Source organism: Christiangramia qingdaonensis (assembly GCF_048381525.1).
Lineage (GTDB): Bacteria > Bacteroidota > Bacteroidia > Flavobacteriales > Flavobacteriaceae > Christiangramia.
Map to the genome: position 1 here is coordinate 77,494 of NZ_JBLWIM010000015.1, position 25,315 is coordinate 102,808.

Here is a 25,315-nt window from a genome sequence, read left to right on the forward strand (position 1 = left end):
GAATATTCCTGTGAATCTAATATTTAATTGGAGTCAATGGAAAGGACTTGCGATCATGGTCTTATCTGGAATCGCCACATATTTGTTGCCTCAGGATTCTCTACTTCAGACTCTTTCGGGAGCATTGATGGGAGTGGGGTTGGCCTTTCTTCTGAAATTTATTCCGTTTAAATGGAGTGAATTAAATTTTAGAAGAAGATCTGCTAATTAAGTGTATGAAACTCAAGGTTTAAAATTAATCGAGCTTTGTGGCTTACAGAATTTGTAATCAGTCTATAATTCGTATTTTCACTATACCAACGTGAATTAATGAACATTCAAATAATATTATTGATAACCCTGGCGCTTTTAATAGCTCTGGGGTTTTCTTTTTACCTGAATCTATATAAAAACACGAAAAGTTTCGGGAATTTTGCACTTTTCGGACTTCGTAGTTTTTCTATATTGCTGATTCTTTTACTACTCGTGAATCCCAAGATCACTCACAATGAAAGCTTCCGGGTGAAAGAGAAACTGATAATATTATCCGATGCTTCAGAGTCCATTAAAATTCTGCAGAAGGATTCTGTGGTTCAGAATTTTCAAAACAAGATTCTCTCTTCAGAAAAATTAAATAATAAATTCGAAATTATCAATTACAACTTCGGAGAGGAACTTATAACATCAGATAGTACTTCTTACTTCAGTGAAGACCTCACCAATATTCAGCAGTCTTTGAAACAGGCTGAAGAGCTAATGAATAACAGCAAAGGTGTACTTGTTTTACTTAGTGATGGAAATCAAAATACCGGCAGAGACTTTCGATATTATAAATCTTCTGGAACTACTGAAATACTACCAATAATCGTTGGCGATACGAGTAGTTTTGAAGATGTAGCTATTCAGCGCATCAATGTAAACAGGTATGCCTTCCTGAATAATAAATTTCCTGTTGAAGTTTTCCTGAACTATTCTGGATCTAATGAACGTACTACAAAGTTGCAGATCCTGAACTCTGGAAAAGTTATCTTTCAGAAGGATATAGAATTTTCTGAAAAGAATAGATCATTGATAATAAATGCTGAACTGGAAGCTAAAAGTATCGGACTCAAAAACTATACGGCCAGGCTGAGCAAATTACCAGATGAGAAGAATTTCCGAAATAATACTGAAAACTTCTCCGTCGAAATTATAGACGAAAGTTCTAAGATAATGATTCTAAGTCCAGGTCCTCATCCAGATCTGGGAGCTTTGAAGGCTGCTATAGAATCGAACTCACAACGTAAGGTTGAGATACAATATATTCCTGATTTTAATAATAATGAAATATCTGATATACAGTTATTTGTACTGTACAATGTAAACCAAAACTTTCAGAAAAATTTGGAGTCAATTTCTGGTCTTGAGGCAGGTAAGTTATTCATTACAGGACCCGAGACCGACTGGCAATTTCTGAACGAATTCCAATTAGGGTTCTCCAAAAACAGCATCGATCAGGAACAAGATGTTTTTGCTGTAAAGAACGACAATTTCACCATTTATCAACCAAAACATTTGGCATACGAAGATCTACCGCCTCTACAAATCGCATTCGGTAAAACTGAGGTCGATGCTAATCGTTACGCAGTACAGTTATACCAGAAAATTCAGGGAGTCGAAACTGATAGTCCGCTTCTTGCCGTTTCCAGAACCAAACCAAAAATCGGTTTGCTTACGGGTGAAAATATTTGGCGTTGGAGAGCGGCAAGTTTTCGAAAAGATCAGAATTTCGAGCAGTTCAATGGGTTTATTAGTGATTTGGTACAGAATTTAAGTGCTGTGAAATCTAATGAAAGATTAATCGTAGAGCATCCGCAATCATTTCTGGAGAATGAACTTATAGAAATAAGTGCTGCTTATTACGATGAAAATTACAGCTTCGATTCCGGAGCTAATATTAATATCAGTATTTCGGATAGTCTGGGAAATACTGTTTTAAAAACTAGCCTTGTAGTCAGGAACCTGAAATATGTGGCAGAGATCGGGAATCTTGCACCTGGGAATTACACTTATAAATTACAGGCTGAAAATACGAATCTGCGAAAAAATGGAGCTTTCAACGTGCTCGATTATAATGCGGAAGAGCAACAGCAAACAGCAAACCTGGCATCCATGCAATTCCTGGCCACGAACAATAATTCAACTGTTTTTTACGAAGATCAGTTTAAAACCTTTGAAGACTATTTGTTGAAGAATGATAGTCACAGGCCAGTTCTTAAAAGCGAACAAAAAACCGTACCTTTGATAGACTGGTACTACCTGCTATTTCTTGTTGTATTTGCCCTTGCCCTGGAATGGTTTTACCGAAAATATAAGGGTCTAATTTAAGTTCAAAAATTTATATGGAAAGATTACCTAAAATTGGTATCCCGTTATTTATTGGGTTAGTCATTGTAATAATTTTATTAGCAAAATCTACTGTAACTATTGATTCCGGAGAAGCCGGGGTTCTATACAAAACATTTGGAGGTGGTGTTGTAACTGAAGGAAGTCCTCTTTCTGAAGGATTTCACGTAGTTGCACCCTGGAACAAAGTCTTTGTCTACGAAGTGCGTCAACAATCCATCGATGAAGAAATGACTGTATTATCTTCAAACGGTCTGGAAATTAGCCTGGATGCTTCCGTATGGTTTCAGCCAGAATATGAAGCTCTTGGTAAATTACACCAGGAAAAAGGAGAGGCTTACATTCAACGTTTACTTCAGCCAGCGATAAGATCTGCAACCAGAGCTGTGGTAGGACGTTACAATCCGGAGCAACTTTATGCCAGTAAGCGTGAAGCAATTCAGAAGGAAATCTTCGACGAAACAAACCTGCTTCTGGAAGATCAATATGTTCAGGTAAATGAGGTTTTAGTAAGAGATGTTTCCTTACCGTCTACGATCAAAGATGCGATCGAACGCAAACTTAGACAGGAACAGGAATCGCTTGAGTACGAATTCCGACTTTCAAAAGCAGAACAGGAAGCTGAGAGACAAAGAATTGATGCTGAAGGTAAAGCGCGCGCAAACCGTATTCTTAGTGAATCACTTACAGATAAGGTGTTACAGGAGAAAGGAATTCAGGCTACCGTAGAACTGGCAAAATCACCAAATAGTAAAGTGGTTGTCATTGGATCTGGTGAAGGTGGAATGCCTATTATTCTTGGTGACAATTAATAAACAAATATTAAAAATTAAAAAACTGGTTTTATAATTCAGATTTTTATTTAGCTTTGGCATCACAATGAAGAATTTTAATGTACATCATCATCATTTTTTACTCCACGCTCAAGCGAGGTAAATTTGATATGTTGTAACACTAACTATAATATCATAACCCGTTTGAGAAATCAAGCGGGTTTTTTTATTCCTAATATTAACTAAATTATGAGTCAGCAAAAATTAAGAATCGCAGTACAGAAGTCAGGAAGACTTTTTGAAGATTCTATCAAGGTTTTAAAAGATGCAGGTATTTCCATTGATAATGGGAAAGAGCAGCTAAAAGCATCATCGAGAAATTTTCCATTAGAAGTGATGTATTTGCGTAATGGTGATATTCCTCAATATTTGAGGGACGGTGTGGTAGATGTTGCCATTATTGGCGAGAATGTGCTTATCGAGAAGGGAAAAGATATTATTAGAGGAGAGAAACTTGGTTTCTCTAAATGTAAAGTTTCCCTCGCGGTTCCTAAGTCTTTTAAATACAACAATATCAAGGATCTTGACGGACTCAAAATCGCCACTTCCTATCCAAACACGGTGAAAGACTATTTGCAGGAGAAAGGTATCTCTGCCGATCTTCATATTATTAATGGTTCTGTTGAAATTGCTCCTAATATTGGGCTTGCAGATGCAATTTGCGATATTGTGTCCAGTGGAAGTACACTTTTCAAAAATGGACTTAAGGAGGTTGAAGTAATGCTGAAGAGTGAAGCGGTATTAGCGATTTCTCCTAAGATTTCTGAAGAGCGCAAGGAAATACTTGAAAAACTGCAATTCAGATTAAAATCTGTATTGAATGCGCGAACTTCAAAGTATATTCTACTGAATGCTCCTGATGATAATTTGGAAAAGATTATTAGCCTGCTTCCCGGGATGAGAAGCCCAACTGTTTTACCTTTGGCAGAGAAGGGCTGGAGTTCGATCCATACCGTGATCAATGAAGATAGGTTTTGGGAAGTTCTTGATGAACTGAAAAGTAATGGTGCTGAAGGAATTCTGGTAGCACCAATAGAAACTATGGTACTTTAATTTACAATGATGAATACGATCAACAATCCTGACAGATCTAAGTGGAACGAAATTTTAAAGCGTCCAACTCAAACGGTTGCCGACATTGAGCAAACGGTGCACAAAGTTTTTGATGAGATCAGGCTTACAGGAGATACGGCAGTTCGAAAATATACGCAAGCTTTCGACGGAATCGACTTGGATACGTTTAAGGTTTCGGCTTCTGAAATGAATGCAGCTTCAGATGAAATTTCTCAGGAATTAAAAGAGGCGATAGCACTCGCTAAAAAGAACATCGAAATATTTCACGCAGCACAGAGAACTGAAAGAGTTGTTGTGGAAACTATGAATGGAGTAAAATGCTGGCAGGAAAAAAAGGCGATTCAGAAAGTAGGACTTTATATTCCAGGAGGAACTGCACCTTTATTTTCCTCTATTTTGATGCTGGCAACTCCAGCAAATATTGCCGGTTGCGAGGAGATCGTACTCTGTACACCGCCAGATAAGAATGGAAACGTAAACCCTGCAGTTTTATATACAGCGAAATTATGCGGAGTAACACAGGTTTTTAAAATTGGTGGAATTCAGGCGATTGGAGCAATGACCTTTGGTACCGAAATTGTACCCAAAGTTTATAAGATCTTTGGGCCAGGGAATCAATTTGTTACCGTGGCAAAGCAGCTGGCTACAAGATACCAGGTAGCGATAGATATGCCTGCTGGACCATCAGAACTGCTGGTGTATGCAGATGATTCAGCGAATCCAGCTTTTGTTGCTTCAGATCTATTGAGCCAGGCAGAACATGGATTGGATAGTCAGGTGATTATGGTAAGCACTTCAGAAAAAATGCTCGATAGGGTAAGTGATGAACTAGAGAAGCAGCTTAATGAATTGCCTCGAAAGGCCATTGCACAGCAGGCGATTGAAAACTCCAAACTTATTCTGGTAGAAACTGAAGAGACAGCGTTGGATCTAATTAATGAGTATGGACCAGAGCATTTTATAGTATGTTCAACCAATGAGAATTATTTTGTGGAAAATATTGTGAATGCAGGATCTGTTTTTATTGGGAATTATGCTCCGGAAAGTGCCGGTGATTATGCTTCAGGTACGAATCACACTTTACCAACCAATGGTTATGCAAAACAATATAGCGGGGTGAATCTTGATAGTTTTATGAAGCAGATCACTTATCAGAAAGTTACAGAAGAAGGAATTAAAAATATTGGCCCTGCGATTGAATTAATGGCAGAAGCTGAAGGATTACAGGCTCATAAAAATGCTGTAACTCTAAGATTAAAATCACTGAAACAATAATGAACTTCGATCTGAATAATCTCGTAAGGGATAACGTGAAAAATCTTCTGCCATATTCATCTGCCAGGGATGAATATAAGACTGATGGCGAGGCGATGATATTTCTGGATGCGAATGAAAATCCATATGAAAACGGACTGAATCGATATCCGGATCCACAGCAAATACTTTTAAAATCCAAAATCTCAGAAATTAAGCAGGTTTCTAAAAAACAAATGTTGCTTGGGAATGGGAGTGATGAAGTTCTGGATCTCATATTCAGGGCATTCTGTGAACCTGAAACGGATAATGTTATAAGCTTACCCCCAACTTACGGAATGTACAAGGTGCTTTCTGAAATTAATAATGTTGAAAATCGTGAAGTGCTGCTAACTTCAGAATTTGAACCTGATGTGGAAGCGATCCTGGAAGCTGTAGACGCAAATACTAAATTATTGTTTTTGTGCTCTCCAAATAATCCTTCTGGAAATTCTTTCAATGCTGAACTGGTAAAGAAACTTTTAGAATCCTTTAATGGTCTGGTTGTGATCGACGAAGCATATATAGACTTTTCAGACATTGCAGGATGGTCTCAATCGCTTGATACATATCCAAATCTTATCATTACTCAAACCTTCTCCAAAGCCTTCGGAATGGCCGGAATCAGGTTGGGAATGCTATTCGCTTCTAAAAAGATCATTAAAATTCTGAATAGGATCAAGCCTCCATATAATGTAAATGAACTTACACAACAAAGAGCTTTAAGAGGTCTTCAGAATTATTCAGAAATAAAAAAGCAAGTCATTGATATTAAGAATGAAAGGGAGCGCTTATCTAAAGCTTTAGTTCAACTAAAATATGTTTTCAAAATATACCCTTCAGATGCCAATTTTCTACTTATAAAAGTGGATGATGCAGATCAAAAATATATGGAATTGATCGGTAAAGGTATTGTCGTTAGGAATAGAAGCAAGCAGCCTCTTTGCGAAAATTGTCTTCGAATTACAGTAGGAACCGCATTAGAAAATCAGAATTTACTCAAGGCCTTCAAAGAATTAGAATCATGAAAAAAGTATTGTTTATAGATCGGGATGGAACTCTTATCCACGAACCTGAAGATTACCAGATTGATAGTATCGATAAGCTTGTTTTTTATCCCCAGGCGATCACTTACCTGAATAAAATAGCTAAAGAACTGGATTATGAACTGGTGATGGTCACCAATCAGGACGGACTTGGAACCGACAGTTTCCCTGAATCAGATTTCTGGCCTTATCAAAATTTTATTATAAGAACTTTTGAAAGTGAAGGCGTAAAATTTTCAGAACAGTTGATAGATCGCACGTTTGCTAAAGACAATGCGAAGACCCGCAAACCCAATACCGGATTGCTGGAAGAGAAATATTTAAACAATAAAGAATATGATCTTCAGAAATCATTTATGATCGGGGACAGGCTTACAGATATGGAATTTGCCATGAACTTTGGAGGAAAAGGCATCTTTATAGATACGCATGAAGCTCTGGCTGCAGATGAAATTTCGAAGGATGAAGAAGAAGTACGTCAGCATATTGCTTTAAAAACCGCTTCCTGGAAGGAGATCTATGAATTTTTAAAACTTAAAGATCGTACAGCCGGAATCGAGAGAAAAACGAATGAAACAGATATTAAGATCGATCTAAACCTGGATGGTACCGGGAAAAGCGATATTAGTACAGGTATCGACTTTTTTGATCATATGCTGGATCAACTAGCCAGGCATGGACAAATGGACCTTACAATCCAGGTAAAGGGTGATCTGGAAGTGGATGAACACCACACCATCGAGGATACAGCCATTGCCCTGGGTGAAGTGTTCAATAAAGCACTTGGAAATAAGCTCGGAACGGAACGATATGGCTTCTGTTTACCAATGGACGATTGTCTTGCCCAGGTTGCTATTGATTTTGGTGGTAGAAACTGGCTGGTTTGGGAAGCAGAGTTCAAACGTGAAATTATTGGTAAAATGCCTACGGAAATGTTCTTTCACTTCTTTAAGTCCTTTACAGATGGTGCCAGAGCTAATTTAAATATCAAAGCTGATGGGGCTAACGAGCATCATAAGATCGAGGCGATATTTAAAGCTTTTGCCAAGGCGATAAAAATGTCGGTTAAACGAGATACAGAAAAAATGATCCTTCCATCTACAAAAGGAATGCTATAATGAAAATTGCGATTATCGATTATGGGGCAGGAAATATCCAGTCTATAAAATTTGCTGTTCAAAGATTGGGTTTTGAAGCTGTTCTTTCCAGTAATGCCGAAGAAATTCAAAATGCTGATAAAGTTATTTTTCCTGGGGTTGGAGAAGCTGGTAGCGCTATGCGAATGTTGCGATCCACTGGTTTAGACAAGCTCATTCCAGATTTGAAACAACCGGTACTTGGAATTTGCCTGGGAATGCAGTTGATGTGTAAATCTTCGGAAGAAGGAAATACTGCGGGATTAGGTATCTTCGATGCTGAAGTGAAGAAATTTAACGCAGATCTAAAGGTGCCTCAAATTGGTTGGAATACCATTACCGAATTGGAAGGTAAACTTTTTGAAAATGTTTCTGCAGAAGAATATGTTTACCTGGTGCATAGTTTCTATGTTCCGGAATGCAGCGATGAAATTGCCAGAACGAATTACGGTGTCGATTATTCCACTGCTTTAAACAGGAATAATTTTTACGGTGTACAATTCCATCCTGAAAAGAGCAGTAAAACCGGAGAACAGATATTAAAGAACTTTTTGAATTTATAGTATGCGAATTATCCCTGCGATCGATATTATCGACGGCAAATGTGTAAGACTCTCTAAAGGAGATTACAACACAAAGAAAATATACAATGAGGATCCTCTGGAAGTGGCAAAATCCTTTGAAGCTCATGGAATCAAATATCTTCACCTGGTAGATCTCGATGGAGCTAAATCCAGTCATATCGTCAACCATAAAATATTGGAATCCATCGCCTCAAAAACTTCTTTAAAAGTGGATTTCGGTGGCGGACTCAAAACAGATAAGGATCTGGAGATCGCTTTTGAATGTGGTGCGAACCAGATTACCGGTGGGAGTATCGCGGTAAAAGATCCGGAGATTTTTAAGTCATGGCTTACCAAATTTGGAGCTGAACAGATCATTCTTGGAGCAGATGCCAGGAACAAAAAGATCGCGGTTTCAGGTTGGCTGGAAGAATCCAAACAGGAGGTGATTCCATTTATTCAGAACTTCGAAACTGAAGGTATCAAATATGTGATCTGTACAGATATTAGCAAGGACGGTATGCTTGAAGGTCCATCTTTTGATCTTTATGCTGATATTCTGGACGAAACTAAAGATATTAAATTGATCGCTTCTGGTGGAATATCTCATTTCGATGAACTTCCGAAACTGCTGGAACTTGGTTGCGAAGGCGTGATCATAGGAAAAGCGATCTATGAGAATCGTATTAGTCTGAAACAACTTGAAAATTATATTTTAGAAAACGAATAGGAGTAGACCACTTAACTAAGAACTACTCAAAAACCTTGAAATTTAAGACCTGTGCTTACAAAAAGAATAATTCCCTGTCTGGATATTAAAAATGGCCGAACGGTAAAGGGCGTCAATTTTATTGACTTGCGTGATGCTGGTGATCCTGTAGAACTGGCCGCTGCTTATGCTGAAAAAGGTGCAGACGAATTAGTATTCCTGGATATTTCAGCTACTGAAGAAAAACGAAGAACGCTGGCGAAACTTGTTCTTAATGTTGCAGAGCAGCTAAATATTCCATTTACTGTTGGTGGCGGAATTTCTTCCGTAGAAGATGTAGACATACTTCTGAAGAATGGTGCAGATAAGGTGTCTATAAACTCTTCCGCAGTAAAGAATCCTGATCTTATTAATCAATTATCAGAAAAATTTGGGAGTCAGTGTGTTGTGGTTGCTATAGACGCTAAAAATATTGATGGCAAATGGACGGTTCACCTGGTTGGAGGAAAGGTTCCAACAGAACTGGATCTTTTTGAATGGGCTAAGGAAGTAGAAAGCCGTGGGGCTGGAGAGATCCTGTTCACTTCCATGGATCACGATGGTACAAAGAATGGTTTTGCGAATGAAGCATTAGCCAGACTTTCAGAAGAATTGAATATTCCGATCATTGCCTCTGGAGGTGCAGGAAATATTCAGCATTTTGAAGATACCTTTAAGGAAGGTAAAGCAGATGCCGCTCTGGCTGCAAGCGTTTTTCACTTTAAAGAAATTGAAATTTCAGATCTAAAAAACAGTCTTAAAAATTCCGGAATTCCGGTAAGAATATAATATTATGGATATCGATTTTAATAAAAATAACGACGGACTCGTTCCTGCGATCATTCAGGATCAGGATACTGGAAAGGTTTTGATGCTTGGCTATATGAATGAGGAAGCATACCTGAAAACCAACGAATCCAAAAAAGTAACCTTCTTCAGTAGAACCAAACAGAGACTCTGGACCAAAGGTGAGGAAAGCGGAAATTTTCTGAACCTGGTTTCTATAAAACTTGATTGTGATAAAGATACTTTACTAATCAAAGTTCGCCCTGAAGGACCAGTTTGCCATAAAGGAACAGATACTTGCTGGGCTGAGGAAAACGCTACCGAATATGGTTTTCTTTCAGAATTGGAAGGAATTATAGCCAGCAGGAAGAAACTGAGTGAGACACCTAAGGAAAACAGGCAGGAAAATGAGAATAGTTATGTGGTTTCATTGTTCGATAAAGGGCTCAATAAGATCGCACAAAAGGTTGGTGAAGAAGCTGTAGAAGTGGTTATTGAAGCCAAGGATAATGACGAAGAGCTTTTCCTGAATGAAAGCGCAGATCTGTTGTTTCATTATATGATCTTACTCAAAGCCAAAGGTTATGGACTTGAGGATATTGTAATGACTTTAAAGCAAAGACATAAATAGTTAAAAATGGGATTTGAAAAAGACTCATTTCAAATCCCATTTTTAAGTTCATGTACGAATATTACTTACTCGCAACCCTAATAGCTATTTTCTGAATTTCACTAATACTCGTTATTAAATCATCGATTTTATTGCTATTTCCTTCTAATTTATAGCTGAAAGAACGAGTCATTTCTACATTATTTACCTTTTCTGGATAAATATATTTTAAACTAAATTCAATTTTTTCGTCTGGTTTCATTTCGTCAAAAATCTCTCTTAGATTTTCCACTTCAAATTCCTTAAGTTCTTTTAGACTTTCCATAGAAACAGCAATTTTCAAGTTGCTCAAGTTCATCTTTTCTACTTCTGTACTTTCTACGTAGTTAATTGAAGAAGCAGTACTGTTCGTTTTTTCTGATTTTTGACCAACCATTAGAGTTGAAAATCCAAGTGCGATAACAAAGAATAAAGTTTTCATAATTTAAGTTTTAATGATTTTTACTGATACAAACTTCAGCATCATTTCCTTTAATGCTGGTTAACTAGTGTTATCGAGTGTTAACAGATTCGTATTTAGTCTTTTAAAAAAATTAAATTTGACTTATGAACGCGCAGAGATATAAGTATGCTATATATGCCATTATCGGAATAATCACTGTAGTGATAAGCATTCAGATATATTGGAATGTATTAAATTATCAGAATAATAAAATTCAATTAGTGAATGATGTTCAGGTAAGCCTTGATAATGCTGTGAATACATATTTCACTAATGAAGCTGAAAAAAACACATTGGCACTTGAGCCAAATGAGGGGTTTGATATTTTTGAAGATGGAACTCTAGACAGCATTACCAAAAGAATAGACAGAAGTAACAGTATTGCGGGAATTGATTCTGTTGAAAATTTATCCTCAGATAAGGTAAAGATCTACCAGGGGAAGCAAGCAGATTCTGCAAAGCGGGCTCTGGAACTGAAAAATTCGGGAGCTGGGTTCAATGTTGATAACACTAAATATAACGAGGATGGTATTGAAAAAGGTTCTACTAATTTAAGAATTCCTGAAGTTACAATGGAAGACTTAAAAGCTATGGATGAAGACACTTCAAATATAAAGTCAGCGCTGGATATTGATTTTCTAACCTCGCAAATCATCATCACCTACACTTCAGATTCTATTCCACTTAAAGTGTTTGATACAATTGTCAAAAAAGAGCTAGCTCGCAAAAATATTAAATCTTCTTACGGATTGGAGTTTATAAAAAAAGACAGTACAAGTTCATTTTTTAATGAGAGTATAGTTGAAAATGCTGAACTCGAATCACGGTCTGAATCTTCTTTTCTTCCTAAGGGCACTTCTTTACTAATCTATTTTGACAATCCCAACCAGGAAGTTTTTTTAAGAAGTTTAACTGGTATTTTTATTTCAGTAGTATTGATATTGGGAGTTATAGGTATTCTCTTTTATCTACTGAAGATCATAAATAATCAAAAACAGCTTGCTGAAATGAAGAATGACCTTATCAGCAATATCACTCATGAATTTAAAACACCTATTGCCACGGTCTCTGCGGCAGTTGAAGGAATGAAGCATTTTGATGCGTTAAAGAATAAGGAGAAGACCAGAAACTACCTGGATATTTCTGAAGTTCAACTTCGAAAGCTAAATCTTATGGTAGAGAAATTATTGGAAACTGCCAGTCTGGATAAAGACAATTTGCAATTCCAGGCTGAGAAAATTGATCTGACGCGATTAATTCAAAACTGTGTTGATAACCATAGAATGCATCTTAAGGAGAAAACCCTTGAGCGAAGAAATATTTCTGGAGTGATTCATTTCATTGGGGACCCTTTTCACCTTGAGAATGCGATGAATAATTTGATTGATAATGCAGTTAAATATGGTGGTGATATAATTCATGTTGTGCTCAACAAAAATGCAGATTACATTAATATTGAAGTTTTTGATAATGGTACTGGATTAAAGCAGAAAGATCTTGATTTGATCTTTGATAAGTTTTACAGGGTGCCTAAAGGAGATATACATGATGTTAAAGGATTTGGAATCGGTCTATATTATACGAAAAAGGTTATTGAAAAACATGGTGGAACTATTGAAGTAAAATTGCAGAAAAATGGAACCAGTTTTAAAATAAACTTACCTGATGGAAAATAAAATCAAGATATTACTTGCCGAAGATGAGACTTCCCTGGCTTATATTACAAAGGAGAGTCTTGAAAGCAGGAATTTCAAGGTACAACACTACGAAAATGGCGAGATAGCTTTACAGGCTTTTAAAAATGACAAACCAGATTTGTTGGTGCTGGATGTAATGATGCCTAAGAAGGATGGATTTACACTTGCGAAAGAGATCAGAAATTTTGATGATACGATCCCGATTATATTTCTTACGGCAAAGTCTCAAACTAAGGATGTAGTAGAAGGATTCTCAATTGGTGGGAATGATTACCTGAAAAAACCATTTAGCATGGAAGAATTGATCGTTAGGATCAATAATCTTCTATCAAGGAAGAAGGTACAGAAGAATTCGGAAAAAATTGAAATAGGAACTTATACCTTTGATTTCCCAAAGCAGATTCTAAAGTATATGAATGAAGAGGAGGTAAGACTTACTCATAGGGAAGCACATCTATTATTTAATCTTTATAAAAATCGCAATAAAGTTCTTGATCGAACCTATATTCTTGAAAAGTTATGGGGACATGATGATTTTTTTACTGCTCGGAGTATGGATGTATTTATTACCAAGTTACGAAAAAAGCTTAAAAAAGATGAGTCGATACAGATCCTCAATGTTAGAGGCTTTGGGTATAAACTTACTTTTTAAAAAATCCTTTGTAGTAATTCAATACCTAGTTCCACAATTATCTTTTAGAGAGTCTGCGGAATATGTTACTACTGAATGACCTTTTCTATAGAGTTTCCAATATTTTATACCGCACCAATTACTTTCTCTACTTTCATAATTACACCGTCGGGATCTTTTACCTACTCTCGATATCGAAATATTATACTGTCCTGGTGTTTCTTATCGCAATTTCTGAAGATGCTAACAAAGTAATGTCAATTCTCAAAATGCTATGAACTTTGATCCTCATCTACAATAGCAATTTCATTCTCAGGTCTATTTATGTGATTTTAATAGATGTTACCTTAATCTAAAGGTTCTAAGGTTGTATTAGCAGAGATTGTAATCACTACTTTGTAAAGTTTAGTCTAATTGTATTGCAATAATTGAAAAGAAAATTCTGGATTCCTAAACCTTATCAAGTTTTAATTAAGTGAATACAAATAAAGTTTTATAAATGATCGCACGAACGTATTTTTACAGTATGCTGCGACGCTTTTTATTCGTTTTAATATTTCTGCAATTTTCAGGATTTGTTTTCTCTCAAAGCATTCAGGTCGATCAGGATAGATATACTGCACAGGAACTTATTGAAGATGTACTAATTCAAAGTGACTGTATTACAGAGGTGGTTGTGACCAATGTTTCCGGAGCAAATTTTTCAGATGGCAGCAAAAGTTATGGATATTTTGATGCAGCAGGAACAGGATTTCCAATTAGTACTGGACTGGTTCTAAGCACAGGAAAGCTAAAGACCATTACAGAACCTACTTCCAACCTTGCAAATGATTTTCATCCCGCTTGGGATGGTGATAGTCAGTTAGAGGAAGAACTTAATATCGACTCCTATAACGCCACGGTTATAGAATTTGATTTTGTGCCTAATGTAGCCGGCATTAGTTTTCGCTATCTTTTTGCTTCGGAAGAATATCAGTTTGATAATTCGGTGACTTGTCATTTTTCTGATGCTTTTGCCTTTTTCATTCGGAAGGCAGATGAAACTACATATGAAAACCTTGCAGTAGTTCCGGGTACCCAAACTCCTATTTTGAATACGACCGTTCATCCTTTTATCTCTGATAATTGTCCGGCCGTGAACGAAGCTTATTTTGATCGCTTTAATTTTGATGCTGAAACGATTTTCGATGGTCAGACGAAAGTTTTGAATGCTGTCGCAGATGTCATCCCTGGTGAAACCTACCATGTGAAGCTAGTAATCGCTGACGATCTCAATGATAAATATGATTCTGCAGTATTCCTGGAAGCCGGAAGTTTTCGATCCAGTGCAGATCTAGGGCCAGATCGATTGGTTCAGAATAATGATGCTATTTGCCATGGTGAAAGTTTATTACTTACGCCGGCTACAGCAACTGGAGATCAGGTCGAGTGGTACAGAGATGGTAAACTATTGCAGGATGAGACAGAGAATCAACTTCTTGTAACCGCACCAGGTGAATACTCAATTAAATTAACTTCTACGGAAGGCTGCATTGCGCAGGGTAACGCGATAATAGAATATTATCCTCAAATAGATTATAGCCCGGCAGAACTTGTCGCATGTGGTTTTTCTGATACTGAAACTGTCCGCTTCAACTTGCTTGAAAGTGCTTCCCAAATTTTGAATCCGAGTCAGAGAACGGTTGTAGAAGAGTTTTTTATGAATAGGGCAGATGCTGAAAACGGAGTTAATCAGATCAGCGACCCTGAAAATTACAGTTCTGGTCTGGCAATCGTTTACGGGACTGTTCATGATGGTTTTGGATGTTCTGAAATCGCAGAGATAAAACTTACTATAGCTTCTGAAACCATTTTGAACGCTTTCACAATTTGTTCAACTGTAGGATCTGGTGATGCTGAGTTACAAATCAACGAGCTTAGAGATCATCTTTTTGAACAAAATAATAATGCTTCCGACTTCCAAATTTACTTAAGTAAAGAAAATGCCTTAAACGAGGAATCTGAAATACTAACAGATATTTCATTTTCAGAATTAGAACAGGAAAAGCTATACGTAAAAATTCTTGACCAAGAAGCTTGCTTAGGTTTTGCGGTTTTACCAATTCAAAATGCGGGTGTGGCTGAACTTCCGGAAGATTTGGTATTAAGTTTATGCAATGCTAATGAAGAACAATTGTTGCTTGATTCTGGTCTGGACTCGAATGCTTCAGAAGATTTTTCAATTGAATGGTTTTACGAAGAGGAGCAACTTCCGCAGTCATCCTCGAAAATTTACATTTCTCAATCAGGAAATTACAGAGTAGAAGTTACAAATCAAAATTCCTGTGTAAGTTCAAGATACTTCGAAGTTAACTTTATAGAAACAGCTATCATTCGGGATGTGAATATAAGGAACCTTACTAATGGATACGAGGTAGAGGTTGATATCACCGGAAATGCAACCTATGAATATTCGCTAGATGATACCGGACAATTTCAGCAAAGTTCGATCTTTAGTAATGTTTCGCCTGGAAATCATACTGTATATGTTCGAGATACCAAGTCTTGCAGTTTGATTTCGAAAGAATTATCCATATTTGGATATGATCATTTCTTTACTCCAAACGGTGATGGTCTTAATGACACCTGGACTATTCATGGAATATCTGCAGATTATGTCGTGCAAATCTATAGCAGGTATGGTAAGTTATATACCGTGTTGGATCCTAAGAATGCCAGGTGGAACGGTAAGTTTGAAAATGTAGATTTGCCCGCTGGAGAATACTGGTTTAGTCTGATCCAAAACGGCGAAGTTAGCTTGACCGGACACTTCAGCTTAATAAGATAGATTGAACCGGAAAAAATTTGAAATTAAACTAATCCCAGCTACCCATTTTTCCAGAATGAAAATCATCATAAGCCTGCCTGATTTCATCTTCAGAATTCATTACGAACGGCCCTCCAAAAACAACATTTTCATTTAATGGTTTGGCATGACCAATCAATAGTTTACTTTGTACTGAAGCACTGATGTTCAGAATTTCAGAATTATTGGAGAATTCAGCCAAATGTAAGTCAGGCACCAAGATATCATTTACATTTAGTTCTCCAGAAATTACATAAAAGAAGATCGTTTCATCTCTAGGAATTTCCAACTCTAGTGTCGTGTTTGCATTAAAGTGTACCACAGCGAGATCAACGGAAGTTGGAGTATCAAAAGCTCCACGAATTCCTTTGAAATTTCCTGATACGACCTGAGCATTAATAGATTTTTCATCATTTTCCCAGACGGAGATCTGCTCCTTCTGAAGTCCTTTATATTGTGGTTGCATCATCTTTAGTCTTTGAGGAAGATTCACCCATAATTGAAGGATCTCAAGGTCACCACCATTCTTTTTAAATTCTTCTGAAGAAACTTCGGCATGTAAGAGTCCGCTTCCGGCAGTCATCCACTGCACGCCTCCAGCTTCAATTACACTTTTATGGCCACCGGTATCCTTATGCATGATATCACCATCAATTATAAAAGTAACGGTTTCCATACCACGATGAGGATGCGGGCCAAATGGCAATCCCTGGTTGTTCGCATTACAGGTTTGCGGACCATGATGATTTAAGAAAAGAAAAGGATCCCACATTTGCAACTCCCTGGTTGGCATAGGAGACCAGGTCTTAAGATCCCCGATAGGGCGATATTCGGCCTTATGTAATTTCTTAATATTCCGCATTAGCATCTATTTATTTCGAACATATATAAGCTTAAAACGGGAATTGGAATTCTCTCTGGATTCTATTTCAAACTTTTCAATAGAATCTATCATTGGAGTCAGCTTCTGAAAACCATAGTTACGCGAATCAAAATTCGGTTGTTTTTTCTGAAGTAAACTTCCAACATCTCCAAGGAACGCCCAGCCATCTTCATCGGCAACATCAGAAATCGTTTGTGAAATAAGTCGGACCACTTTTGGAGTGATCTTGTCTACATTCTGTTTTTTACTCTCCTTGGTTTTTGCCTTATCATTCTCATTTTCATTCTCCTTAGAATTATTCTTCAGGATTTCAATATAGATGAACTTATCGCAGGCAACAATGAACGGATCTGGAGTCTTTTTCTCACCAATACCAATAACTTTCATGCTAGCTTCACGAAGTCTGGTTGCAAGACGTGTAAAATCTGAATCACTCGAAACCAGACAGAAGCCATCAACTTTATTAGAGTAGAGGATGTCCATGGCATCGATGATCATTGCAGAATCTGTAGCGTTCTTTCCCTGGGTATATCCATATTGCTGAATTGGCTGTATGGCATTTTCAAGAAGTACACTTTTCCACTTGTTCAGGTGAGGTTTGGTCCAGTCTCCGTATATTCTTTTGATCGTAGGATTACCGTATTTGGCAATCTCTTCCATCATTTCTTTTATATGTGCTGAAGGAATATTATCTCCATCAATGAGCACGGCTAAGTTTGTATCCATTTTTCTGGTTTGGTTGGATAAAGTTAAGGCTAAATTCAGTTTTTGCTAAGAAGTGGGAATAAAAAAGCCCGGAAAATGTTTCCGGGCTCTATTATTTTTTAAAATTTTTAGAATCGGAATAGCGCATTCATTTTAGATTCTTTTTCAGGCATTAAATAATCCTGGATTAAATAAACGTTTCCACCCATTTCAATGGTTTTCTTCGCCGCCAGATTCATAAGAGAGGTGTTTTCGCTGGTTTGCTCATCATCAATCTCTGTTTTCATCTGATCTTCGTCGTAAGTTCCCCATATTTCGGCTCGATTTTCAACAAACAACGTATCGATTCTTCCCTGGTGTATTGCCGACATGATATCACTTGGTGCAGAAGAGGTATTCTCTGTTTGACTTTGTTCTTTATATTTCTCAAGCTTGCTGTCGCGATCCTTATCCAGAAATTTTTCTGCGATTTTCAGGGACTTTTCATGTACTCCCAGTAGATCTGAGTCGTTCGGATTCCCATCTATGACTTCATCCACAAGGTGGTTATAGGTATTAGCCTCTTTGTAAATTGAAAATAGATAGTCCTGACAGTAAACGATCAATGGCAATTTTTCCTTATTTAGATAATTTTGAAGCCCTTGATCGACCGCACGAAAAAATTGTTTGATTTCATCTTTTTCATCTCTATCACTACCTCCGTGACCGTGAAACTGAGTTTTTTCTCCTCCAGCTCCCTGCGTTCTAAATTGCAGAGCTTTTTCTTTATAATCATAACCTACACGTTCTTCAAGTTCTGAAGGTGTAAGATCATCGATATCTATTGGAGTTATAGAATATTTACTGGCTTCATATAACTGCACATCACTTATCTGTAAGGATAGTACATGGAATTTACCATCACCATTCATTGCCGGTATTAATGGTTTCACATAAAATTCTTCGGAAATATACGTGTAAGCTTCAAAATTTACAGGAAGACTGAAAGTTTTGAAATAATCTGGAGCAGCGAAAACTGCCAGTCCATCTGACTGGTGTCTCCAGAAATCTTTGTCATCCAGAAGTTCTTCAAACTTCTTAGACATTGTATCTAATTTACTTTTATCAATTCCCTGAGCTGAAAGTTTTTTGCTTGCTTCAGTCCAAAGTGAATGTAAATGCTTGAGATTTTTCTGTTCTAAAACTTCTTTTCCACCACGTTGTGTTGGAATGAAAATAGACACACAAGTGTCATTTTTAAAGTTTGCTAGCTCCTTGAATTCCTTTTCATTTATCATAGACATATCTTTATATTTTTTGGTAGTTAAAAGGTAAGTCTATTGTGAAACACTTCAAAGCGAAAGCCCCGTCCTTACTACTAAATCTTTCTTAATTAGTCTCAAAATATTGTGAACTAGCTTAAAGTTCATCGTCTGGTTCTACGTGGATTAGCACATCTGCGACCTGGGGAACATTTTCCAGGACCTGGTCCTTGACTTCATGCGCAATATCATGACCCTCTTTAACGGTGATATTCGCATCCACAGCAATGTGTAGATCTATGTGGTAGGTCATACCTGTCTTGCGTACGTAACATTTCTCTGTTTCTACCACTCCTGGAACTCCCAGTGCGGCGCTTCTAATATCCATTTCAATATCCTCGTAACGATGCTCATCCATTACTTCTCCTAGAGCCGGTCTAAGTATAAGGTAGGCATTAAACAGAATAAATCCTGAAGCAAAAAGTGCCGCCCAGTCATCAGCATTTTCATATCCATCACCCATTATCAGAGCTATACTTATCCCAACAAAAGCCATAAATGATGTAATAGCGTCACTTCTATGGTGCCAAGCATCTGCTTTAAGAACAGAACTATCTGTTTCATCGCTTTTTTTGGAAACGAACCTATAGGATAATTCTTTAATAATAATGATGACCGCGAGAACTATGAGTGTGTAGGGTTCAGGAACTTCGTGAGGGGTCTGTATGTTTTCAATACTTTCATAAGCAATGATCGTGGCTGAGACAATCAGAAAACCAACAACCATGAACGTAATAAGAGGTTCTGCTTTCCCATGCCCGTAAGGATGATTTTCGTCAGCAGGTTTGTTAGCATAGCGAATACCTAAAAGAACAAGGAAAGAAGAAAAAACATCGGTGGTGGATTCTATGGCATCTGCAATTAACGCATAAGAGTTGCCAAATATTCCAGTAACTGCTTTAGCTATTGCTAATAACGCATTTCCCGCTATACTAAAATAGGATGCCTTAACTGCCTCTTTGTATTCGGGACGCATAGAAGTGAATTGAGCTGCAAAGCTATCAATTTTAATTATTTCAGCTGATTGTAGATCAATAAAATCCCGCTAACGACCATCAAAATGATCAGTAGCTTCCGGAAGCTTGAACTCTTCATACTACTCAGGAATCTTTTTCCAATGATATTTCCTATTACCGCTCCAAGTCCTAAGGCAATTCCGTAGATCCATAATTCGGTATAAAGAAGTCCGAAGAAGGTATAACTGCTAATTTGTGCGATACCAAGGAAGAATGAGTTCGCAGTTTTGGTCGCGATCAGCTCTTCTTTATCCAGCCCCAGATTCAGATAAAAAGGATTGAGAACAGGTCCTAGCGCACCAATTACAGTTCCCAGAATAGAAACTATAAACCCCAATGGTATGAAGTACCATAATCTAACAGGAAATGATCGTTCTTTCTTTCCGAAGCGATATTGAAAAACTGTACTTATCAAAAATATTCCAACCAGAATTTGTAACCAGCCAGCATTGATTCGAGTAAAAAACCAACCGGCGAGTAAAGCTCCAAGTAGAGCGGGAGGTACGTAATACCAGAAAACCTGCCAGTTAATATGTTTCCAGAATAGGATAAGTCGGGCAGGTCTGCCAATAAAAGTACCCAGATTTAATACGGGCGGTGTTTGTGGAGTTCCAATTAGAAAGTTGAGAAATGGTACAAGAACTAATGCGCCACCACCACCTGAGATCGTTGAAATAATAAATGCTACAATTCCTGCCAGGAAGAGAATAAGCAAATAGAACAGATCTATATTTTCAAACATGGATAAAGCGAGTATCATTTCCACCAAACTACAAAAAACCTTGAAAAACGATCCTCATGCTTCATCCAGATCAGTGGTGATTTTTTCTTCTGAAAAAGCCCGGAAATTTCTTCTATTAGATCAGAATACGAATGCCATTGATTACAGGATTCCGGCTTTGAGCTCCATAAATTTTTCTTAGGAGCATAGAACAATGCATTATTTTTTTCCAGTTGCTGAAATTCCTGAAGGCTAAAATATTGATCACCTTGCAACGTAGCATTAGGATCATTAGAATATAACTGAGCCTTAAAGCATATTTGTTGCTCTATTTCTTCCAGGTTCAGATCGTATTTCTTAAGATAGATCTGAGTTTCCGGATGCTTTAGTAACGGTAACTGCCTAGTAGTGATCTTCTCCATTTTTTCCAGAAAAGAATCTTTCCTGTTGGGACCTATTAGCATTTTCTCATTTTGACCTACTTCCGGATCCAGAATATAGATCTTATAAACCAGCTCTACATGTAAAGGTTTAATATCTTGATGATCGTAGAGTAAAAAGTCAAGCTCTCCCAGGGTAATCTTTTCTTGATTGACCTGGATATTGGAAGCAATAAGTTCGTAGCGATTGGAAAATTTAATCGCAATTTCAAAAAAACTTTCCATTCTTTTCCCTAAAACTGAATTCCTGGGGTGATCAATTTTTTCAAGTTCAGCTATTAATTCCTCAGTGATATCTACTTCGGGAAATTCAAAAACAGGAATTTCAGAACCGTATTTATTTCTGATATCTGGCGTTTGTAAAAATCCTGTAAACTGACTTAAAAGGTCTACTTCCGAAGTATTGGATAGCATAGAACGTATGGCTATTTTGGACTAATCGGGATGTAAATATCTTCGAGAGATTCAGGATCATCTGGTCCTTTATAATCACTTCCCATGATCTCAAAGTGGGGGCGGTGATCAAGCTGATATTCAGATTTTGGAAGCCAGTCCTCAAAGATATATTTCGCGGTTCCGGCAAAGTTTTGTGCGGTTCCACGATGTCTGAAAACGGCATAAAGTCCGCCTTCCAGCTCAAGTTTTTCTAGACCTTCAGGCAATTCTGTATAATCATCTACCTCAACAGCGGCCCATTTTTCAAATTTTGTTTGAGGATCGAATTCGCCTTTTAAAAATGCTTTTTTATATTGTTCTACAGAATACAGATCCCGATTCGCCAGAGATGGTGTCTTTACTTTAATGCTCATAAAACGTTTCCAGAGTACTTCTGTCTTATCATTTGCCATACTGGTTTCCTTGCTTATGCCAGCAAGTTTAACAGCGTCAATTTCTTTTATCTTTGGTTGCATTTATTAAGATTTTGGTCCCAATTCATAATTCTGTGGGGGAGTGGCATTCATCAAATGTTCCACAAAATAATCCCAGCGTCTTCTCATCATATAATACGAATCTTTTCCGAAGCCATGACGCGCATGAGGGAAAATTATCAGGTCGAAATCCTTATTGGCTTCAATAAGGGCATCAACCACCAGATATGTATTATAAGGTGGTACATTATCATCCATTGCACCATGCGCCAGAAGTAATTTACCTTCCAAATTCTCTGCCATGTTCTGGTTGGCTTGTTTTGCATAATTTGAACTACCATCTTCATCTTTGCGCAATAAACCTATATAACGCTCGCCCCAGTCATCCTCATAATTACGGTTATCATGGTTTCCAGATTCAGAAATACCTACCTTATAGAATTCGGGATAGTTAAAGAGTGCAGCTGCAGTGGCAAATCCACCACCAGAATGCCCCCAGATTCCAACGCGATCCAGATCCATATAAGGATACTTTTCAGCTAACTGCTTTAAACCACTTATCTGATCTTCCAGTGTATTATCGGCCATATTTCCGTAGCAGGCATCGTGAAAAGATTTTGAACGATTCGGGTTACAGGTACCATCAATGATAACGACTATAAAACCGAGTTCTGCCAGTGCCTGGTGATCACTCCTGCTTGGATAGAATGAACGGGAACCAACGCCTCCGCCTTGAGGTCCTGGATATATATAGTTTACTACTGGATAGGATTTGGTCTCATCCAGGTGTGTTGGCGTAAACATCAGGCCATAAAGATCCCAATCTCCACTTCTTGACTTTACACTTATTCGCTTAGCAGGTTTCCAGCCATCCGCTTCCAGATCTGTTATATCTGCTTTCTCCAGCTCGGTAACTTGTTTTCCATTTATTTTTTTGAGGACTGCCTTGTTAGGAGTATCTGGTTTGGAATAATTATCTACAAAGTACTTCGAATCTGGAGAGATGCTTATTCTATGATTAGCATCTTCAGGAGTAAGATTCTGTAATCTTTTGCCATCAAATCGAATACTGTAGAATTGAGCAAAATAGGGATCCATAGATTGATCCTTCCCATTTGCCATAAAATAGATCATACGATCTTCAGCGTTAAATTTTAAAACTTCAGTAACAACAAATTCACCTTTGGTAATCTGGTTCTTAAGTTTCCCGGTATTAGAATCGTAAAGATATAAGTGACCCCAATCATCTCTCTCAGAATACCAGATGATCTCACTGCTTTCAGGGAAATATTTCCAGTTAATGCTCCCCTGTCCAGACTCATACTGAGTATCTACGTTTTCTTCAAAAACTTCACGAACTTCTCCCGTAGTTGCATTGGCAATTCTGAACTTTGCTATTTTATGGTCTCTTGAAGTTGAAACAAATGCCAGTTCCTTGGAATCCTCGCTCCACTGGTTATCATCGAAAGCTCCAGAGCAACTAATGTCATCGCAAAGAGTTCCTCTTCTTGGATCCTGCGGAATTTTTAGTGGAACGATTTCTGAATTCTCTGTATCTATAATAACACGCTCGATCTGAATTACCTTTTCATCACCCGGAAGCGGATATTTCCACTGCTGAAGTTCTGGTGCTCCAACTTTAGTTGAAGCAAGGTACATATCGCTTACATGACGCTGGTCCTGTCTGAAAGTTGCGATCTTTTTAGAGTCCGGAGACCATAGCAGGATTGGCTTATCACTTTTTCTCCAACCGGCATTATCTGTGGCATAACCATAATTTTCGATTCCGTCTTTAGTTAATTGTGTCTCCTCACCAGTTACAGCATCTTTGATCCATAAGTTCCAGTCCTTGATATAAGCTAATTTATTTCCATCTGGCGAAGCAACTTCTATACGCGAATACCTTCCATTTTCTTCGGAACCTGATTCGATGTTTACAAGTAATTCTTCTTTGGTAGTAAAAGTGCTTTTGGCACCAGTTTTACTTTTAACCAGAACGAACTCGGAACCATCCCGGGTAGTAACTCGATACCAGAAATCTCCATTTTCCAGCCATTGTGGATAAACGTAGCTCCGGTAAATCTTTTTATTAGTATTGTAACTTAAGAACTTTTCAGCATTTGCGTAATCTTCAGCAGTGATGCTATCCTGGTTCTGTGAATTCACATTGGAGAACGTAATAAAAACAATAAGAACTAAAAGGTAGTTTTTCATATTCTATACTTTGAGGATTGGTTTAATTTTAATGTTGATCTTAAGGTTTTTGTAGCATATTCATTCCTTATAAATTCTTCCGAAGGGATTAGATGCCAAATAATTTTTTGATAGGTTTATTCTGAAAACTCTTATCAGGACTACAATTTAAAGATAATTACTGAAATCTCTGAAACCTGAAGCTCTTGAATCTTTGAGTAACTAGGAATGCGGTTCATTTTGGATATCTTTGCGGGAAAATCAAGCGTTTGTTCAGGAAAAGATTCTTTTATTTTATCAAAGTACAGTATTTAGGCTACCGTCTACATGGGTGGCAAAAACAGCCTGATGTAAAAACTGTTGAAGGACTTATCACTAAAACATTTGGCTGGATCATGCCAGACGCCAAATATAAGATTCTTGGAACCAGCCGTACAGATGCTATGGTATCTGCAGAGGAGTCGGCTTTTGAATTGTTTCTTGATCATGAACCTTTGGAAAATCTTCAGGAATTCCTTAAACTATTAAATAAAAATCTACCTCAGGATATTCGAGCTCTAAGTATCGAAGAAGTAGATGATAAATTCAATATCATACAGGATTCGAAAACCAAGGAATATGCCTATTTGTTTAGCGTTGGTGACAAATTCCATCCATTTTGTGCACCCTTTATGGCGAATTTTCAGGAAGACCTCGATATTGATAAAATGAAAGAAGCCGCTAAGATCTATCAAGGCAGGCATAACTTTAAGAATTACTGCGTGCGGGTATCTGAAAAAAGCACTTTTGAGCGTGAAATGCTAAGATCTGAACTGGTTGAGAATACGCTATATACTGCAAATTTCTTTCCTGAAAATTCCTATATCTTTCATATTCACGCATCAGGTTTTTTACGCCATCAGGTTCGCTTAATGATGGGAACGCTTATTCAGGTAGGACGCGGAGAATTAAGTCTTGATCAAATTGAAGAAAGCTTAAAGCCAGATACCCCGCATTTACAAATGGATTTTATCGCCCCGGCATCTGGATTAATCCTTAAAAAACTGGAATTCGATTAGC

24 protein-coding genes are annotated in these 25,315 nt (G+C 37.5%); 15 read left to right on the plus strand and 9 right to left on the minus strand.

Annotated features, from left to right (window positions below; all coding sequences use genetic code 11):
• Positions 1-10 precede the first annotated feature (10 nt).
• The 11 genes from ACNI3T_RS11680 (at position 11) to hisIE (ending at position 10,474) form a co-directional block, all read left to right on the plus strand.
• Entirely contained in the window at positions 11-211 is a 201-nt protein-coding gene (locus ACNI3T_RS11680; RefSeq protein WP_418227958.1) for a hypothetical protein, read from the plus strand.
• Between the two features lie 98 nt (positions 212-309).
• The gene (locus ACNI3T_RS11685; protein WP_418227959.1) at positions 310-2,346 is read left to right on the plus strand and encodes a hypothetical protein; all 2,037 of its coding nucleotides are present in this window, start codon (positions 310-312) and stop codon (positions 2,344-2,346) included.
• A gap of 14 nt (positions 2,347-2,360) precedes the next feature.
• Positions 2,361-3,176 carry a prohibitin family protein gene (locus ACNI3T_RS11690; RefSeq protein WP_418227960.1) on the plus strand — a complete coding sequence of 272 codons (816 nt, stop codon included), beginning with the start codon at positions 2,361-2,363 and terminating at the stop codon, positions 3,174-3,176.
• Between the two features lie 210 nt (positions 3,177-3,386).
• Positions 3,387-4,250: an ATP phosphoribosyltransferase gene (gene hisG, locus ACNI3T_RS11695; protein WP_418227961.1), complete on the plus strand. Its 864-nt coding sequence runs from the start codon at positions 3,387-3,389 to the stop codon at positions 4,248-4,250.
• Between the two features lie 9 nt (positions 4,251-4,259).
• A complete protein-coding gene (gene hisD / locus ACNI3T_RS11700; RefSeq protein ID WP_418227962.1) occupies positions 4,260-5,546 on the plus strand; it encodes a histidinol dehydrogenase in 1,287 nt (428 codons plus the stop codon).
• Entirely contained in the window at positions 5,546-6,592 is a 1,047-nt protein-coding gene (gene hisC / locus ACNI3T_RS11705) for a histidinol-phosphate transaminase (protein ID WP_418227963.1), read from the plus strand. Before hisD ends, hisC begins: the two co-directional genes overlap by 1 nt.
• Positions 6,589-7,728: a bifunctional histidinol-phosphatase/imidazoleglycerol-phosphate dehydratase HisB gene (gene hisB / locus ACNI3T_RS11710; RefSeq protein ID WP_418227964.1), complete on the plus strand. Its 1,140-nt coding sequence runs from the start codon at positions 6,589-6,591 to the stop codon at positions 7,726-7,728. Before hisC ends, hisB begins: the two co-directional genes overlap by 4 nt.
• Positions 7,728-8,309 (plus strand): imidazole glycerol phosphate synthase subunit HisH, encoded by a 582-nt coding sequence (hisH, locus tag ACNI3T_RS11715; RefSeq protein ID WP_418227965.1) that lies wholly within the window; start codon positions 7,728-7,730, stop codon positions 8,307-8,309. The genes hisB and hisH overlap by 1 nt, the downstream gene beginning before the upstream one ends.
• Position 8,310: 1 nt before the next feature.
• A complete protein-coding gene (gene hisA / locus ACNI3T_RS11720; RefSeq protein ID WP_418227966.1) occupies positions 8,311-9,039 on the plus strand; it encodes a 1-(5-phosphoribosyl)-5-[(5-phosphoribosylamino)methylideneamino]imidazole-4-carboxamide isomerase in 729 nt (242 codons plus the stop codon).
• A 51-nt stretch (positions 9,040-9,090) separates the two neighbouring features.
• The gene (gene hisF / locus ACNI3T_RS11725) at positions 9,091-9,846 is read left to right on the plus strand and encodes an imidazole glycerol phosphate synthase subunit HisF (protein ID WP_418227967.1); all 756 of its coding nucleotides are present in this window, start codon (positions 9,091-9,093) and stop codon (positions 9,844-9,846) included.
• Positions 9,847-9,850: 4 nt separating this feature from the next.
• Entirely contained in the window at positions 9,851-10,474 is a 624-nt protein-coding gene (gene hisIE / locus ACNI3T_RS11730; protein ID WP_418227968.1) for a bifunctional phosphoribosyl-AMP cyclohydrolase/phosphoribosyl-ATP diphosphatase HisIE, read from the plus strand.
• A gap of 61 nt (positions 10,475-10,535) precedes the next feature.
• On the opposite strand, the gene ACNI3T_RS11735 is transcribed toward hisIE, so the two are convergent.
• Positions 10,536-10,934, minus strand: coding sequence for a hypothetical protein (locus ACNI3T_RS11735; protein ID WP_418227969.1), 399 nt, complete (start codon positions 10,932-10,934; stop codon positions 10,536-10,538).
• A gap of 125 nt (positions 10,935-11,059) precedes the next feature.
• Here ACNI3T_RS11735 and ACNI3T_RS11740 point away from each other — a divergent pair, with 125 nt between their 5' ends.
• The 3 genes from ACNI3T_RS11740 (at position 11,060) to ACNI3T_RS11750 (ending at position 16,110) form a co-directional block, all read left to right on the plus strand.
• On the plus strand, positions 11,060-12,631 hold the full coding sequence (locus ACNI3T_RS11740) for a sensor histidine kinase (protein WP_418227970.1): 1,572 nt from the start codon (positions 11,060-11,062) through the stop codon (positions 12,629-12,631).
• Positions 12,621-13,304 carry a response regulator transcription factor gene (locus tag ACNI3T_RS11745; RefSeq protein ID WP_418227971.1) on the plus strand — a complete coding sequence of 228 codons (684 nt, stop codon included), beginning with the start codon at positions 12,621-12,623 and terminating at the stop codon, positions 13,302-13,304. The genes ACNI3T_RS11740 and ACNI3T_RS11745 overlap by 11 nt, the downstream gene beginning before the upstream one ends.
• Positions 13,305-13,782: 478 nt before the next feature.
• Positions 13,783-16,110 (plus strand): choice-of-anchor L domain-containing protein, encoded by a 2,328-nt coding sequence (locus ACNI3T_RS11750; protein WP_418227972.1) that lies wholly within the window; start codon positions 13,783-13,785, stop codon positions 16,108-16,110.
• Positions 16,111-16,138: 28 nt separating this feature from the next.
• Here ACNI3T_RS11750 and ACNI3T_RS11755 read toward each other — a convergent pair whose 3' ends face one another.
• From ACNI3T_RS11755 to ACNI3T_RS11790, 8 genes are all read right to left on the minus strand, one after another.
• Complete coding sequence (locus ACNI3T_RS11755) at positions 16,139-16,990, minus strand: pirin family protein (RefSeq protein WP_418227973.1); 852 nt, start codon at positions 16,988-16,990, stop codon at positions 16,139-16,141.
• A gap of 6 nt (positions 16,991-16,996) precedes the next feature.
• The gene (locus tag ACNI3T_RS11760) at positions 16,997-17,737 is read right to left on the minus strand and encodes an NYN domain-containing protein (protein WP_322302743.1); all 741 of its coding nucleotides are present in this window, start codon (positions 17,735-17,737) and stop codon (positions 16,997-16,999) included.
• Between the two features lie 107 nt (positions 17,738-17,844).
• Positions 17,845-18,999: a baeRF7 domain-containing protein gene (locus ACNI3T_RS11765; protein WP_418227974.1), complete on the minus strand. Its 1,155-nt coding sequence runs from the start codon at positions 18,997-18,999 to the stop codon at positions 17,845-17,847.
• A 115-nt stretch (positions 19,000-19,114) separates the two neighbouring features.
• Complete coding sequence (locus tag ACNI3T_RS11770) at positions 19,115-19,993, minus strand: cation diffusion facilitator family transporter (protein ID WP_322302745.1); 879 nt, start codon at positions 19,991-19,993, stop codon at positions 19,115-19,117.
• A gap of 35 nt (positions 19,994-20,028) precedes the next feature.
• Positions 20,029-20,793, minus strand: a complete 765-nt coding sequence (locus ACNI3T_RS11775) for a sulfite exporter TauE/SafE family protein (RefSeq protein WP_322302746.1) — start codon at positions 20,791-20,793, stop codon at positions 20,029-20,031.
• Positions 20,790-21,608, minus strand: a complete 819-nt coding sequence (locus ACNI3T_RS11780) for a DUF1853 family protein (RefSeq protein WP_418227975.1) — start codon at positions 21,606-21,608, stop codon at positions 20,790-20,792. The genes ACNI3T_RS11775 and ACNI3T_RS11780 overlap by 4 nt, the downstream gene beginning before the upstream one ends.
• 11 nt (positions 21,609-21,619) lie before the next feature.
• Complete coding sequence (locus tag ACNI3T_RS11785) at positions 21,620-22,105, minus strand: GyrI-like domain-containing protein (protein ID WP_418227976.1); 486 nt, start codon at positions 22,103-22,105, stop codon at positions 21,620-21,622.
• A gap of 3 nt (positions 22,106-22,108) precedes the next feature.
• Entirely contained in the window at positions 22,109-24,277 is a 2,169-nt protein-coding gene (locus tag ACNI3T_RS11790) for a S9 family peptidase (protein ID WP_418227977.1), read from the minus strand.
• 248 nt (positions 24,278-24,525) lie between these two features.
• Between ACNI3T_RS11790 and truA the strand changes: the two genes are divergently transcribed.
• Entirely contained in the window at positions 24,526-25,314 is a 789-nt protein-coding gene (gene truA, locus ACNI3T_RS11795; protein ID WP_418227978.1) for a tRNA pseudouridine(38-40) synthase TruA, read from the plus strand.
• Position 25,315 lies beyond the last annotated feature (1 nt).

Excerpts from the sequence above, each read along its gene's own strand:
- ACNI3T_RS11685 (WP_418227959.1), top strand. The coding sequence starts at position 310 with ATGAACATTCAAATAATATTATTGATAACCCTGGCGCTTTTAATAGCT.
- ACNI3T_RS11690 (WP_418227960.1), top strand. The coding sequence starts at position 2,361 with ATGGAAAGATTACCTAAAATTGGTATCCCGTTATTTATTGGGTTAGTC.
- hisG (WP_418227961.1), top strand. The coding sequence starts at position 3,387 with ATGAGTCAGCAAAAATTAAGAATCGCAGTACAGAAGTCAGGAAGACTT.
- hisD (WP_418227962.1), top strand. The coding sequence starts at position 4,260 with ATGAATACGATCAACAATCCTGACAGATCTAAGTGGAACGAAATTTTA.
- hisC (WP_418227963.1), top strand. The coding sequence starts at position 5,546 with ATGAACTTCGATCTGAATAATCTCGTAAGGGATAACGTGAAAAATCTT.
- hisB (WP_418227964.1), top strand. The coding sequence starts at position 6,589 with ATGAAAAAAGTATTGTTTATAGATCGGGATGGAACTCTTATCCACGAA.
- hisH (WP_418227965.1), top strand. The coding sequence starts at position 7,728 with ATGAAAATTGCGATTATCGATTATGGGGCAGGAAATATCCAGTCTATA.
- hisA (WP_418227966.1), top strand. The coding sequence starts at position 8,311 with ATGCGAATTATCCCTGCGATCGATATTATCGACGGCAAATGTGTAAGA.
- hisIE (WP_418227968.1), top strand. The coding sequence starts at position 9,851 with ATGGATATCGATTTTAATAAAAATAACGACGGACTCGTTCCTGCGATC.
- ACNI3T_RS11735 (WP_418227969.1), bottom strand. The coding sequence starts at position 10,934 with ATGAAAACTTTATTCTTTGTTATCGCACTTGGATTTTCAACTCTAATG.
- ACNI3T_RS11740 (WP_418227970.1), top strand. The coding sequence starts at position 11,060 with ATGAACGCGCAGAGATATAAGTATGCTATATATGCCATTATCGGAATA.
- ACNI3T_RS11745 (WP_418227971.1), top strand. The coding sequence starts at position 12,621 with ATGGAAAATAAAATCAAGATATTACTTGCCGAAGATGAGACTTCCCTG.
- ACNI3T_RS11750 (WP_418227972.1), top strand. The coding sequence starts at position 13,783 with ATGATCGCACGAACGTATTTTTACAGTATGCTGCGACGCTTTTTATTC.
- ACNI3T_RS11755 (WP_418227973.1), bottom strand. The coding sequence starts at position 16,990 with ATGCGGAATATTAAGAAATTACATAAGGCCGAATATCGCCCTATCGGG.
- ACNI3T_RS11760 (WP_322302743.1), bottom strand. The coding sequence starts at position 17,737 with ATGGATACAAACTTAGCCGTGCTCATTGATGGAGATAATATTCCTTCA.
- ACNI3T_RS11765 (WP_418227974.1), bottom strand. The coding sequence starts at position 18,999 with ATGTCTATGATAAATGAAAAGGAATTCAAGGAGCTAGCAAACTTTAAA.
- ACNI3T_RS11770 (WP_322302745.1), bottom strand. The coding sequence starts at position 19,993 with ATGCGTCCCGAATACAAAGAGGCAGTTAAGGCATCCTATTTTAGTATA.
- ACNI3T_RS11775 (WP_322302746.1), bottom strand. The coding sequence starts at position 20,793 with ATGATACTCGCTTTATCCATGTTTGAAAATATAGATCTGTTCTATTTG.
- ACNI3T_RS11780 (WP_418227975.1), bottom strand. The coding sequence starts at position 21,608 with ATGCTATCCAATACTTCGGAAGTAGACCTTTTAAGTCAGTTTACAGGA.
- ACNI3T_RS11785 (WP_418227976.1), bottom strand. The coding sequence starts at position 22,105 with ATGCAACCAAAGATAAAAGAAATTGACGCTGTTAAACTTGCTGGCATA.
- ACNI3T_RS11790 (WP_418227977.1), bottom strand. The coding sequence starts at position 24,277 with ATGAAAAACTACCTTTTAGTTCTTATTGTTTTTATTACGTTCTCCAAT.